A 13543-nucleotide genomic window follows, 5' to 3' on the forward strand; every position below is an offset into this window, starting at 1 on the left:
GCGCCTCCGGTGCCATTTGCCCAAACATATATGCGCAATTGGCACAAGCGGCAAGGCGAGTGCCTTGGAGTTCGGGCTTTCCAAGCTGGCCCACCTCGTTTAAAAGCGCGGCCATGACAGTGGTCTCGCGTTCCGTCGCGATTACGATACGAATTACCAGCCCGGTGTTCCGGACGGCCTGAGAGCTGTCGGAGCCGCCGGGAATCTTGCGCGCGACCCCTCGCGCTTTTTCCAGATCATGATAGTTCAGGCCCGAGCTCCCTTGCCGCCGGGCAATCCACAATGGCAGATCAATGACCGATACAGCTGAAACGATCGACTATTCCAAGACGCTTTACCTGCCGCAGACGGACTTCCCGATGCGTGCCGGTTTGCCCGAGAAGGAGCCGGTGCTGGTCCAGCGCTGGCAGGAGATGGATCTCTACCGCAAGTTGCGCGAGGCCTCCGCCGGTCGCCCGAAATACGTGCTGCATGACGGCCCGCCTTATGCCAACGGCAACATCCATATCGGCCATGCGCTGAACAAGATCCTCAAGGACGTCATCAACCGCTCCTTCCAGATGCGCGGCCGCGACGCCAATTACGTGCCCGGCTGGGACTGCCACGGCCTGCCGATCGAATGGAAGATCGAGGAGCAGTACCGCGCCAAGGGCAAGAACAAGGATGAGGTGCCGGTCAACGAGTTCCGCAAGGAATGCCGGGATTTCGCCGCTCACTGGATCGGCGTTCAGGGGGCGGAATTCCAGCGCCTTGGCGTCATCGGCGACTTCAAGAACCCGTATACGACCATGGCCTTCCACGCCGAGGCGCGTATCGCCGGCGAACTGTTGAAATTCGCCATGTCGGGCCAGCTCTATCGCGGCTCCAAGCCGGTGATGTGGAGTGTCGTCGAGCGCACCGCGCTCGCCGAGGCCGAGATCGAATACCAGGACTACGAGTCGGATACGATCTGGGCGAAGTTCCCGGTCGCCAGTCTGGTGCGCCCCGTGGCTGACGGAGAGGCCGCACTGACCGAGAGCGCTCTCGATCTGCTGCAGGCCCATGTCGTCATCTGGACGACGACGCCTTGGACGATCCCCGGCAACCGTGCCGTCAACTATTCGCCGCGCATCGACTACGGTCTCTACGAGGTCACGGCAGCCGAGAACGCCTTCGGCCCGCAGCCGAGCGAAAAGCTGATCTTTGCCGATACGCTGGCCGAAGAGGCTTCGGTCAAGGCCAAAGTCACCTTGAATCGTCTTCGCAGCGTGTCGGCGCAAGAGCTTGGAAGTCTTACGCTTTCGCATCCCTTCAAGGGTCTTGGCGGCGGTTACGAGTTTCCGGTGCCCATGCTTGCCGGCGACCATGTCACCGATGATGCGGGCACCGGGTTCGTTCACACGGCGCCGGGCCATGGTCGCGAGGATTTCGACGCCTGGATGGAGGCGGCCCCGGACCTGCGCGCGCGCGGCGTCGACACCGCGATCCCGTTCACCGTCGACGATGCCGGCTTTTTCACCAAGGACGCGCCGGGCTTCGGTCCGGATCGTGAGGGTGGCGCGGCGCGCGTCCTTGACGACAACGGCAAGAAGGGCAATGCCAACCAAGCGGTCATCGATGAGCTGATCAAGCGCAACGCGTTGTTCGCGCGCGGTCGGCTGAAACACTCCTATCCGCATTCCTGGCGGTCGAAGAAACCGGTCATCTTCCGCAACACGCCGCAATGGTTCGTCTACATGGACAAGGACCTCGGCGACGGCACGACGCTGCGCAGCCGTGCGCTGAAGGCGATCGACGACACCCGTTTCGTGCCAGGGGCGGGGCAGAACCGCATTCGCGCCATGATCGAGGAACGGCCCGACTGGGTGCTGTCGCGCCAGCGCGCCTGGGGCGTGCCGATCGCGGTCTTCGCCGACGCCGACGGCAATGTGCTCCAGGACGAGGCGGTCAACCAGCGCATCATGGACGCTTTCGAGAAAGAAGGCGCCGATGCCTGGTTCGACGCCGGTGCCAAGGAACGTTTCCTCGGCAATCACGATGCCTCCAGATGGAAGCAGGTCACGGATATCCTCGACGTCTGGTTCGATTCAGGCTCGACCCACGTTTTCACGCTGGAGGATCGTCCGGACCTCAAATGGCCGGCCGATGTCTATCTCGAAGGCTCCGACCAGCATCGCGGCTGGTTCCACTCCTCACTGCTCGAAAGCTGCGGCACCAGGGGCAGGGCGCCCTACGATACCGTCGTCACCCATGGTTTCACCATGGACGAGGACGGCCGCAAGATGTCGAAGTCACTCGGCAACACCGTCGTCCCGCAGGACGTGATCAAGCAGTCCGGCGCGGACATCCTGCGCCTGTGGGTGGTGACGACCGACTATTGGGAAGACCAGCGCCTCGGCAAGAACGTGCTCCAAACCAACATCGACGCCTACCGCAAGCTGCGCAACACCATCCGCTGGATGCTGGGCACGCTCGCCCATGACGATGGCGAGGAGGTGCCGCTGGCAGGGATGCCGGAGCTGGAACGGCTGATGCTGCATCGCCTCGCCGAACTCGATGAGGTGGTGCGCCAGGGCTACGATGCCTTCGAGTTCAAGCGCATCACCCGTGCGCTCCTCGATTTCATGGTGGTCGAGCTGTCGGCCTTCTATTTCGATATCCGCAAGGACGCGCTCTACTGCGATGCGCCGTCGAGCGCGAAGCGCAAGGCCTCGGTGCAGGTGGTGCGCCACCTTTTCGACTGTCTGGTGAGATGGCTGGCGCCGATGCTGCCCTTCACCATGGAAGAGGCCTGGCTCGACCGCCACCCCGATGCCGTCTCGGTGCATCTCGACCAGTTCCCGGCGATCCCGGAAAACTGGAAGAACGAGGCGCTGGCGGAAAAATGGCGTAAGGTGCGGCAGGTGCGCCGCGTCGTCACCGGTGCGCTGGAAATCGCGCGTGCCCAGAAGGTGATCGGCTCGTCGCTGGAGGCGGTGCCGGTCGTTACCATCGACGATGCGGCGCTCGAAGCCGCGATATCGGATGTCGACATGGCCGAAATGGCGATCACCAGCGATCTCGTCATCGCCCATGGCGAGGCGCAACAAGGCGCCTTCACGCTCGAAGACGTCAAGGGCGTCGCCGTGGTGATCGAAAAAGCCGAGGACCGCGGCCTGGTCAAATGCGCGCGGTCGTGGCGTTACACCGCCGATGTCGGGCAGGATCCTGCCTTTCCCGATGTCTCGGCGCGCGACGCCGCCGTGCTGCATGAGCTTAGGGCGCTCGGCCGGCTTTGAAGGCCAGGCATATCGGTGCACAACTGCCACGCCGGTCGGTGCAAATCCGTCCGCGCGTTGCCCTTAACGAGTGGTTGAGGTAAACACGCGAAACTCCGGAAGACAAATTGTCGCCGGATTTTCGTCGCAAGTGCTTGGACACGGGGACCGGACCTTGGGGCCGGCGGCGATCGAGAGGCTGTCTAGAGTGGGACTTTTTGGCATGACCGAGAGATTTAACGCGCGCCTCGCGCTGTTGGCGCCGCTTGTCGCATCGGGGCTCGCTCTGTCCGGATGTGTCGGTTCTCCGACCTACGGCACCGACAAGACCGCCGGCGAACAATTGGCCGGCGATCTCACGGGCGCTTTTTCGTTCGCGCCGAAGCGGAAGGAACACATCGATTACAAGCCGCGTCCGACCCTGGTGAAGCCGGCGCCTGGTCAGAAGGAAGCGCTGCCGGCGCCACAGGATAGCATCGAGACCGCAAGCGCCGAATGGCCAGAATCGCCCGAGCAGCGCCGTGCCCGCCTGCGCGCCGACGCCACCGCACACCAGGATGATCCGTCCTACCAGTCGCAGATCGTCGACGACGTGCAGACGGATCCGGCCTCGGTGAAGAAGGCGATGGAAGAATCCGGCTCGAGTCACCCGCCGCGTTGGACGCCTGCCGATTCCGACAAGGGCCGCGCCGCCGATATCCAGCGCCGCCTTGCCGAAAGCAAGCAGGGCGATCCGAATACCCGCAAATATCTGAGCGAACCGCCCCTTGCCTATCGCGTCGCATCCGGCACGGCGCCGCAAAACGAACTCGGCGAAGACGAGTACAAAAAGGAACGCCGCCTGAAGAGAGAGGCGGAAGGCAAGAAGGGCGGCTGGTTCGACTGGCTGCCGTCCCTGTAAAAAGCGGGGCGCATTTGCTTTGCTGACGGGTATCGCACCCCGTTCAGTCGCGGCGTTCCCGAAAGAAATCCTTCAGCAGCAGGGCCGATTCGGCCTCCGCGATGCCCGCATAGATGTCAGGCGTGTGATGGCAGGTCGGCGAAGCGAAGAAGCGCACGCCGTTGACCACCGCGCCGCCCTTTTCGTCCGCGGCGCCAAAGTAGAGCCGGCGCAACCTGGCGAAGGAGATGGCGCCGGCGCACATGGCGCAAGGCTCCAGCGTCACATAGAGATCGTGTCCGGTGAGCCGCTCGCTCGACAGCCTTCGGCAGGCTTCGCGGATGGCCAGCATCTCGGCATGGGCCGTCGGATCGGCAAGCTCCCGGGTGCGGTTGCCGGCACTGGCCACGACCGTGCCGGCGCTGGCGATGACGGCGCCGACCGGCACTTCGCCGCGCGAGGCTGCCGCTTGCGCCTCCTCCAGCGCCAGCGCCATGAAATCGGGCCGCTTCACGCGGGTTTCCATTCCGATTATCTCCTCGCCACTCGACGGTGATCCTGTTATTGAGCGCATAACCTCGAAAATCGGGTACGGTTTTCGGAAATGATCATGCGCCAAATCAAAAATGCTACAGCGTTCGTTGCGCGCCCGAAAGGATGCGCCACGCTGTAGCAGCGCAAACGGACAAAGGCCACATGGACGACAACGACAAGAAATCTCCGCGCCAGAAGGGTCCGGGCAAAAGCGGTCCGAAACCGGCGGGCGCGCGTGGGCGCGATGCCGGCAAAGGCGGGAAGCCAGCCTTCGGCGCCAAGAAACCGTTTGCCAAGCGTGGCGACGGCGGCAAGCCCTTCGAAAAGCACGAAGGGCCGCGCAAACCCTACGCGCCGCGCGGCGAGCGGCCGATGGCCGCCGATGGCGAACGGCCCCAGAAGCGTGAGTACAAGCCGCGCGAAGGCGGCGAAGGCGGGCGCCCGGAGCGGCCCTTCAACAAGGGTCCGCGTCCGCAAGGCAAGCCTTATGAAAACCGCGAAGGCCCGCGCAAGCCCTACGCACCGCGCGGCGAGCGTCCAATGGCCGCCGATGGCGAACGGCCCCAGAAGCGTGAGTACAAGCCGCGCGAAAACGGGGAAGGCGGGCGCTCGGAGCGGCTCTTCAACAAGGGTCCGCGTCCGCAAGGCAAGCCATATGAAAACCGCGAAGGCCCGCGCAAGCCGTATGCACCGCGCGGCGAGCGGCCAATGGCGGCTGAAGGTGCGACGGGTGAAAGACGCTTCGATCGTCCTAAGCGTGATTTTGCCGATCGGCCCAAGCCCGACTTCTCTGACCGTCCGAAGCGCGATTTCGCTGCCGACCGGCCGCAAGGCGGTTTCAAGTCCCGTCCGCGTCCTGCGGAGGCGCCCGAGGAAGCCGGCGAGCGGATCGCCAAGCGGCTGGCTCGCGCCGGGCTTGCCTCGCGCCGCGACGCCGAGGAGTTGATCGCGGCCGGCCGCGTCAAGGTCAACGGCCGGGTTTTGTCTTCGCCGGCCTTCAATGTGATGCCGGGCGACATCATCCATCTCGACGGCATGGAGATCCCGCCGATCGAGCGCACTCGGCTGTTCCTGTTCCACAAGCCTGCCGGTGTCGTGACCACCAACCGCGACCCAGAGGGCCGCAAGACCGTCTTCGACGTGCTGCCGGCTGAATTGCCCCGGCTGATGACCATCGGCCGGCTCGACATCAACACCGAAGGCCTGCTGTTGCTGACCAATGATGGCGGCCTGTCTCGCGTGCTCGAACTGCCGGCCACCGGCTGGCTGCGCCGTTACCGGGTGCGCGTCCATGGCAAGGTCGAGGAAAGTGCGCTTGCGGGTTTGCGCGAAGGCATTGCCGTGGACGGCGTTTTCTATGGCGCCATCGAGGCGAGCCTCGATCGCGAGCAAGGCTCGAACGCCTGGCTGACGATCGGCTTGCGCGAGGGCAAAAACCGCGAGGTCAAGAACATTCTCGGCGCGCTCGGCCTCGACGTGACGCGGCTGATCCGCATCTCCTACGGCCCGTTCCAGCTCGACGAGCTCCCCGAAGGCCATGTGCTGGAGATCAAGGGCAAGGTGTTGCGCGATCAGCTCGGCGAACGCCTGATAGAGGAATCCGGTGCCAATTTCGATGCCGAGATAACAAAACCGTTTTCCAACTCGCCGGTGCGGCGGGTCGAGCCGCGCCGCGAGGAGGCCGAGCGGCCGAGATTTTCGCGCGAGGGTGACCACCGGCCGATCGGCGAGGGTGGCCTGATCAAGAACCGTAAGCGCCGCGAAGGCAGCCGTGACGAGGCGCTGGGCAAACTGTCGACCAGCCCCGACAGAGGCGCGAGGCCGGAAAAAAGCTTTGGTGACCGCGGCCCGAGACCCGAACGCGGTAGCTTCGGCGACAAGCCGCGCGGTGGTTTTGGCGGCAAACCGGGCGGCAAGAAATCCGAGCGCGAGCAGCGGCCGATCGAGCCGCCCGGCCAGCGCAAGGCCAATGTCTGGATGGCGCCGGGCGCGCGCCCAATCGGCAAGGGCAGGGCGGAAGCGGACGCTGCCAAAGCCGCTGAGGCCAAGGCCCGCAAGGCGTCTTTCAAGCCGGCCTATGGCAAGCCCGGCGGCCCCAAGCCGTTCGGCAAGCCGCGTGGCGAACGTCCGGGTGGCGGCGGCGAGCGGCCGCGCGGCGGTTTCAAGGGTCCAAGGGCGAAATGAGGATCGTCGGCGGCGAGTTTCGCGGGCGCCCGCTGGCGACGCCCCGCGGCAGCGCCATCCGCCCCACCACTGACCGCACCCGCGAGGCTGTTTTCAATGTGCTGGCGCATCGCTTTGCCGATCGGTTGCAGCGCGCGCGCGTGCTCGACCTGTTCGCAGGCACAGGCGCGCTCGGGCTCGAGGCGCTATCGCGCGGCGCGTCCTATGGCGTCTTCATCGAGGAGTCGGCCGAAGGCCGCGGCCTGATCCGCGACAATGTCGAGGCCTTCGGCCTGACCGGCCGCACCAAGATATTCCGGCGCGACGCGACGGCTCTGGGCGAGGCCGGCACGCTGGCGCCGTTCGACCTCGTTTTCGCCGATCCACCTTACGGCAAGGGTCTTGGCGAACGCGCGCTGAGGTCGGCCAAGCAAGGCGGCTGGCTGCGTCCCGGCGCGCTGTGCGTGGTCGAGGAGGCAGCGGCGGCGCCTTTCGAGCCGGGACCGGGATTTTCAGTTGTCGACGAGCGCCACTATGGCGAGACGCTGATCCGGCTTGTCGAGGCCGCCTGAGTTAAGCTTCATTTGCGGGCGAAGATGGAATGCGAGCCCTCTTCCCAGGGGAGCAGGTCGTGCCATGCCAGTAATCAACAATTCACTTTCACAACATCGGCTCGCCGCCTATCGTCCGTCATGAGAAACCGGAGCCATTGATGACATTTCAGGCTGAATGGCTGCGCAAGACGCTCTTGGCCACATCGCTGGCTTTGGTCATTGCCGGACTGGCCCCGGCGACCTTCGCCGCCGACAAGCGGCCGGCCGAGTTCAAGGTAACGGATTTTCTGCTCGACAATGGCATGGAAGTGGTCGTCATTCCCGACCATCGCTCACCGATCGTCACCCATATGGTGTGGTATAAGGTGGGCAGCGCCGACGAGCCGCCAGGCAAATCCGGCATCGCCCATTTCTTCGAGCATCTGATGTTCAAGGCGACGGCCAATCACGCCGCCGGCGAGTTCGACCGCGCCGTCTCCGACATAGGCGGCTCCAACAATGCCTTCACCTCCTACGACTACACCGCCTTCCACGAGACGGTGGCGCCGTCGGCGCTCGAGCTGATGATGAGCTTCGAGGCCGACCGCATGCGCAAACTCATCCTCACCGACGATGTCATCAAGACCGAGCGCGACGTCATCCTGGAGGAGCGCCGTTCGCGCATCGACAACAGTCCCGAGGCGGTGCTCGAAGAGGAACTCGACGCCACGCTGTGGCAGAACCAGCCCTACCGAATTCCGGTCATTGGCTGGATGCAGGAGATGGAGCAGTTGAACCGCACCGACGCCATCGCCTTCTACAACAAATACTACCAGCCCAACAACGCGGTGCTGATCGTGGCCGGTGACGTCGAGCCCGACACGGTCAAGGCTCTGGCCGAGAAAACCTACGGCAAGATCGCGCGCGGGCCCGACCTGCCGCCGCGCGTCCGCCCGGTCGAGCCGGAGCAGAACACCAGCCGCACGGTGACGCTGTCCGACGCCCGCGTCAGCGTGCCGAATTTCTCCACCCAATGGGTGGTGCCGTCCTACCACACGGCCAAGCCCGGCGAAGCCGAGGCGCTCGACCTGCTGGCGGAAATACTGGGCGGCGGCAACCGCAGCCGGCTCTATCAGGCGCTGGTGGTCAGGCAAGGCATCGCTTCCAACGCCGGGACCTATTTCCAGGGCACCATGCTGGACGACACCAACTTCACCGTCTATGGCACGCCGCGCGGCGACGCCAGGCTCGTCGATGTCGAGGCGGCCGTCGACGCGGAGGTCGTGCGCATCGCCAGGGAAGGCGTCACCGTCAAGGAGCTGGACAAGGCCAAGGACCGCTATGTCCGCTCGATGGTTTTCGCCCGCGACAAACAGGATTCAATGGCCAATATCTATGGCGCCGAGCTTGCCACCGGCGGCAATGTGCAGGACATCGAGCAATGGCCGGAGCGCATCCGCAACATCACTCCCGGCGAGATCAAGGCCGTCGCCGCGCGCTATCTGGTGCTGGCCCGGTCGACGACCGGCTATCTCTTGCCGCAGCAACAGGCGGGGAATTGATGATGAAGAGCGAGCAACACGGCTCTTTCCCGTCTCCCAAACGGGGAGAAGGGAGGGCACGCGCAGCGCTTGTCACTTTGCTCCTTTCCATCTTCTTCCTGGTCCTGCCGGCGCTTGCCGCCCGCGCCATGGACATCCAGCAGGTCACCTCGCCCAAGGGCGTCACCGCCTGGCTGGTCGAAGACTATTCGGTGCCGATGGTGGCCATCCGTTTCGTCTTTGGGGGCGGCTCGACGCAGGATCCGCCGGGCAAGGAAGGGCTGGCCAATCTGATGACCGGTCTGTTCGACGAAGGCGCAGGCCCTCTGGACAGCGACGCCTTCCAGGTGAAGCTCGACGACGCCGGCGCCGAGATGAGCTTCGAGGAGACCCGCGACGGCATCTACGGTTCCATGCGCATGTTGGCCGAGCAGCGCGACGAGGCGTTCGACCTGCTGCGGCTGGCGGTCAACGAGCCGCGTTTCGACCAGGCGCCGATCGATCGCATCGGCGCTCAGATCCTGTCCGGCATCATCGCCGGAGAGAACGACCCCGACACGATCGCGCAGGACAGATGGGCGCGCGCGCTCTATGGCGATCATCCTTATTCGCGCTCCGATCAGGGCACCAGGCAGAGCATCGCCGCCATCACGCGGGACGATCTGAAGGCGCTGCACAAGGCGGTCTTCGCGCGGAGCGGGCTGCATGTCGCGGTGGTCGGCGCCATCGACCCGGAAATGCTGAAGAAGAAACTGGACATGGTGTTCGGCAACCTGCCGCAGAACCAGGCGCTCGCTCCGGTTGCCGACGTCGAGCCGAATCTGGCGCGGCATATCGAGGTCGACTACGACCTGCCACAGACCTCGCTTCAGCTTGCCTGGCCCGGCGTGAAGCGCAAGGCGGCGGATTTCTTCCCCGCGGTTCTGATGAACGAGATCCTCGGCGGCGGCACTTTCACCTCGCGCCTGTTCCAGGAGGTGCGCGAGAAGCGCGGGCTGGCCTACAGCGTCAATTCCTCGCTGATCAACCAGGATCATGCCGACGCGCTGATCGTCACCACCGGCACGCGATCGGACCGGGCCGCCGAAACCCTCGGCATCGTGCGGGACGTGGTCAAGCGGCTTGCCGAAGACGGCCCGACCGACGCGGAACTGGCGGCAACCAAGAAATACATGATCGGCGCCTACGCCATCAACAACCTGGACTCCTCCAGCGCCATCGCCGCGACCCTGGTCGAGCTGCAGCTCGACGACCTCGGCGTCGATTACATTCAGCGCCGCACCGGCCTCATCAACGCAGTGACACTCGACCAGGTCAAGGCCGCGGCGAAGAAGCTTTTGTCGGCCGAGCCGACCATCATGGTCGTCGGACCGCCCTTGGCCGGAGCCAACAAGGGATGAGCCTCACCTTCGGCATCGCCTTTGGCGGCGGCGGCGCGCGCGGTCTGGCGCACATCCATGTCATCGAGGCGCTGGACGAACTGGGCATCAGGCCGGTCGCAATCGCCGGCTCGTCGATCGGCGCCATCATGGGCGCCGGCATGGCCTCCGGCATGACCGGCAAGGACATCCATGATTATGCCCGCTCGATCCTCGGCCGTCGCGCCGAGGTGGCGAGCCGCATGTGGCGGGCGCGGCCCGGCACGATCGCCGAGGCCATGCAGGCCGGCATCCGCGTCAGCCAGTTCAATGTCGAACGCATCCTCAAGGCATTCCTGCCCGAAGCCATTCCCGAAACCTTCGCCGAGCTGAAAATCCCGCTGAAGGTGACGGCGACGGACTATTTCGGCCACAAGCTGGCCGTGTTCGCCGAAGGCGACCTGCATTCGGCGCTCGCGGCGTCAGCGGCCATTCCTGCCGTGTTCCGCCCGGTGATGCGCGACGGCCGGCTGCTGATCGATGGCGGCATCTACAACCCCGTGCCCTTCGACCTTATCGAGGATGATGCCGACATCATCATCGGCGTCGACGTGGTCGGCGCGCCGGAAGAGGCCGACCACAGGCGGCCGACCTCCGTCGACCTGATGTTCGGCGCCACTCAATTGATGATGCAGTCGATCATCGCCAACAAGCTGAAGCAGTGCCAGCCCGACATCCTGATCCGCCCGGCGGTGTCCAAATACCGCGTGCTCGACTTCCTCAAGATCGAGGTCCTGATGACCGAGACGGCGGATATCAAGGACCAGCTGAAGCGCGAGGTGGAGAGGGTTGTGGAGGCTAGGGAAAGTGCTGCTGTCGAGCAAAGACGGGGAAAGCAGACCGGGTGACGCGAGGTCCACACGTTGCCTCACGTCACCGCTATAGTTTTGATCCCGAAAGCCAGGCGCCCTCCAGTCCTCTCTGGAAGAAGGGCACTCTAACCGATTACGATTTCGCCAGCACCGGCGCATACTCCAGCGCCACCACCCCATTGCTGAATGGCTTGGCGGAAATCAACTCAAACGACACCGGATCGCCGGCCGGAAACAGCTTTTTGCCTTGGCCAACGGTGCCGGGGTAGCTCAGCAGCCTGACGCGGTCGACCAGACCATGGCGCAACAGTTCCTGCGCGACGCTGAGGCTGCCATGCACATAGATGTTGCCGCCGCTACCTAGCTTCAGTGTCCTGACCGCCTCCGGCAGCGGCCCCCTGAGCAGCTCGGCCGGTTTCCAGTCGAGCACCTTCAAACTGCTGGACGCGACGTATTTCGGCAGCGCGTTGAACCGGTCGGCGAAGTCTCCGGTTTCGCTCGGCCACGAGCCGGCGAAAATCTCGTAGGTTGTGCGTCCCAAAAGCATGGCGCCGCTGTCAGCCAGCTCGTCCTCCTTGAACCTGTTCATCTCGTCGTTCCAGGTCACGCCAGGCAGTTTCTCGACTTCGGCGATGCCATCGACGCTGATGAATTCGGTGACGATAAGCTTTCTCATTGGCGTTCTCCTTCTTCACCCAAAGGACGAACTGCGCGAGCCATTTGCGACAGCTCTGTAAAAATCCGGGGAAGTTTATCGGAGAGGGGAGTTTCTCAAGGTAGAGTAAGCTCCCAAGATCGAGTTTTGGTGCTACATCTCCACGGATATCCCCCAAGCTGCAGGAAGATAATGGGATTCGGGGTCTTCATTCACCGGTCAGATTCGATCTACGATGACAGTCCCGCTGAGCGATATCAGTTTCCTAGCCAGTATCTGCGTCGTGTGGAAGCATGCGTCGGTGACTGGATCATCTACTACGAACCTAGCAAAGTAGACGATACCCGTGGCTATTTCGCCGTAGCCAAGGTCCAGCAGGTTCTCCCAGATCCAGTAGCGCCTGGTATGTATCTGGCTCTGATTGAGCCGGGAACCTACCTCGATTTGGCCACTCCTGTTCCCTTCAATGGGACGGATGGTCTCGTTGAACGCGGCCTGCTTAACGACCAAGGAAGGATTTCTGGTCGCGCCCAATCGGCCGTCCGACCAATCAGTCCAAGCGACTTCAATCGCATTATCGATCTGGGCTTTGACGACCATGAGCCGTTGCTGCCACGTGTGGATCAGATCGGCATTTCATCCGGGTTTCAGGACGAAAAGGCTCCATTCCAGTTCGAGGAGGGCCGTAGTCGTGTAAGCTATATCGGATCGCGAATTGTGCGGGATCGCATTTTTCGTCGCGTTGTCTTGCGCGCCTATGACGAGCGTTGCGCGATCTCAGGTCTCAAGTTGATAAATGGCGGCGGCCGGGCGGAAGTTTCTGCCGCCCACATTCGACCGGTTGAAAAGAACGGACCCGACATCGTCAACAATGGCATCGCGCTATCCGGCACAGCGCATTGGATGTTCGATCGCGGATTGATCAGCCTGTCCGATGATCTGGAAATACTGGTATCAAGGCAGGTTAACGACCTGGAGAGTGTGCAGGGATTCATAAACAGGAGCCGCCGCGCGCTTCCACCCCGTCGGCAGGTCGAGCGCCCACATCCTCGCTTCCTGCAATGGCATCGCGAACACTGTTTCAAACAGTGAGGCGGCGCTGGCTTCCGGGTAGACGTAAGAGTTCGCCTCAGTCCTTCGCGCGCTCCACATAGGACCCATCGGCCGTCATCACCACCACGCGGGTGCCTGGCGCGATATGCGGCGGCACGGCGGTGCGCACGCCGTTGGAGAGCAGGGCGGGCTTGTAGGAAGAGGACGCCGTCTGGCCCTTGGTCGTGGGCTCGGTCTCGACCACTTCGAAGGTGGCCCGCTGCGGCAGCACCAGGGAGATGGCGATGCCGTTGAACTGCGAGACCTGAACCGGCATGCCTTCCTGCAAATAGGGGGCGGCATCGCCGACGACGGCTTCCGACACCGCCACCTGGTCGTAGGTCTCGGGGTTCATGAAGTGATAGCCTTCGCCGTCGGCGTAGAGGAAGGTGTGCTCGCGCTCCTCAACATAGGCGCGCTCCACCTGTTCGGTGGTGCGGTAGCGTTCCGAAACCTTCACCCCGTCGCCGATGCGGCGCATGTCGAGCTGCGTCACGGGCGTGCCCTTGCCTGGGTGGATGTTTTCGGCAAAGAGGATCACATAAAGCTTGCCGTCCTTGTCGACGACATTGCCTTTGCGGAGCGAACTGGCGATGACTTTCACCACGGTTTTTTATCCTGCGAGAGTTGACGGGTCTTTGCCGGCTTGTGCGGCTTTGGATGGGGGCCTAGCGCATCT

At 63.7% G+C, this 13543-nt stretch carries 11 protein-coding genes; 8 read left to right on the top strand and 3 right to left on the bottom strand.

Annotated elements, in window-relative coordinates:
* Positions 1 to 293 precede the first annotated feature (293 nt).
* Both ileS and FJ959_RS18775 read left to right on the top strand, forming a co-directional pair.
* Entirely contained in the window at positions 294 to 3257 is a 2964-nt protein-coding gene (gene ileS / locus FJ959_RS18770) for an isoleucine--tRNA ligase (protein ID WP_140631419.1), read from the top strand.
* A gap of 202 nt (positions 3258 to 3459) precedes the next feature.
* Entirely contained in the window at positions 3460 to 4137 is a 678-nt protein-coding gene (locus FJ959_RS18775) for a hypothetical protein (RefSeq protein ID WP_140494227.1), read from the top strand.
* Between the two features lie 43 nt (positions 4138 to 4180).
* Here FJ959_RS18775 and FJ959_RS18780 read toward each other — a convergent pair whose 3' ends face one another.
* Positions 4181 to 4630 carry a nucleoside deaminase gene (locus FJ959_RS18780; RefSeq protein WP_140522168.1) on the bottom strand — a complete coding sequence of 150 codons (450 nt, stop codon included), beginning with the start codon at positions 4628 to 4630 and terminating at the stop codon, positions 4181 to 4183.
* A 182-nt stretch (positions 4631 to 4812) separates the two neighbouring features.
* On the opposite strand from FJ959_RS18780, the gene FJ959_RS18785 reads away from it, so the two are divergent.
* The 5 genes from FJ959_RS18785 to FJ959_RS18805 all read left to right on the top strand — a co-directional run bounded on the left by FJ959_RS18785 (position 4813) and on the right by FJ959_RS18805 (position 11153).
* The gene (locus FJ959_RS18785; protein ID WP_140631421.1) at positions 4813 to 6834 is read left to right on the top strand and encodes a pseudouridine synthase; all 2022 of its coding nucleotides are present in this window, start codon (positions 4813 to 4815) and stop codon (positions 6832 to 6834) included.
* Positions 6831 to 7385, top strand: coding sequence for a 16S rRNA (guanine(966)-N(2))-methyltransferase RsmD (gene rsmD, locus FJ959_RS18790; protein ID WP_140494223.1), 555 nt, complete (start codon positions 6831 to 6833; stop codon positions 7383 to 7385). The genes FJ959_RS18785 and rsmD overlap by 4 nt, the downstream gene beginning before the upstream one ends.
* Before the next feature lie 140 nt (positions 7386 to 7525).
* A complete protein-coding gene (locus FJ959_RS18795; protein ID WP_140631424.1) occupies positions 7526 to 8908 on the top strand; it encodes a pitrilysin family protein in 1383 nt (460 codons plus the stop codon).
* Between the two features lie 2 nt (positions 8909 to 8910).
* On the top strand, positions 8911 to 10287 hold the full coding sequence (locus FJ959_RS18800; RefSeq protein ID WP_181165171.1) for a pitrilysin family protein: 1377 nt from the start codon (positions 8911 to 8913) through the stop codon (positions 10285 to 10287).
* Positions 10284 to 11153, top strand: coding sequence for a patatin-like phospholipase family protein (locus tag FJ959_RS18805; protein WP_140494217.1), 870 nt, complete (start codon positions 10284 to 10286; stop codon positions 11151 to 11153). Before FJ959_RS18800 ends, FJ959_RS18805 begins: the two co-directional genes overlap by 4 nt.
* 97 nt (positions 11154 to 11250) lie before the next feature.
* Here the strand turns inward: FJ959_RS18805 and FJ959_RS18810 are convergent, their stop codons facing one another.
* On the bottom strand, positions 11251 to 11793 hold the full coding sequence (locus FJ959_RS18810; protein WP_140515556.1) for a dihydrofolate reductase family protein: 543 nt from the start codon (positions 11791 to 11793) through the stop codon (positions 11251 to 11253).
* Between the two features lie 171 nt (positions 11794 to 11964).
* Here FJ959_RS18810 and FJ959_RS18815 point away from each other — a divergent pair, with 171 nt between their 5' ends.
* Positions 11965 to 12864, top strand: coding sequence for an HNH endonuclease (locus FJ959_RS18815; RefSeq protein ID WP_140515558.1), 900 nt, complete (start codon positions 11965 to 11967; stop codon positions 12862 to 12864).
* Positions 12865 to 12901: 37 nt separating this feature from the next.
* On the opposite strand, the gene efp is transcribed toward FJ959_RS18815, so the two are convergent.
* The gene (efp, locus tag FJ959_RS18820; protein ID WP_140494213.1) at positions 12902 to 13471 is read right to left on the bottom strand and encodes an elongation factor P; all 570 of its coding nucleotides are present in this window, start codon (positions 13469 to 13471) and stop codon (positions 12902 to 12904) included.
* Positions 13472 to 13543 lie beyond the last annotated feature (72 nt).

Source organism: Mesorhizobium sp. B2-2-4, from assembly GCF_006442375.1.
In the GTDB taxonomy this organism is placed as follows: Bacteria; Pseudomonadota; Alphaproteobacteria; order Rhizobiales; family Rhizobiaceae; genus Mesorhizobium.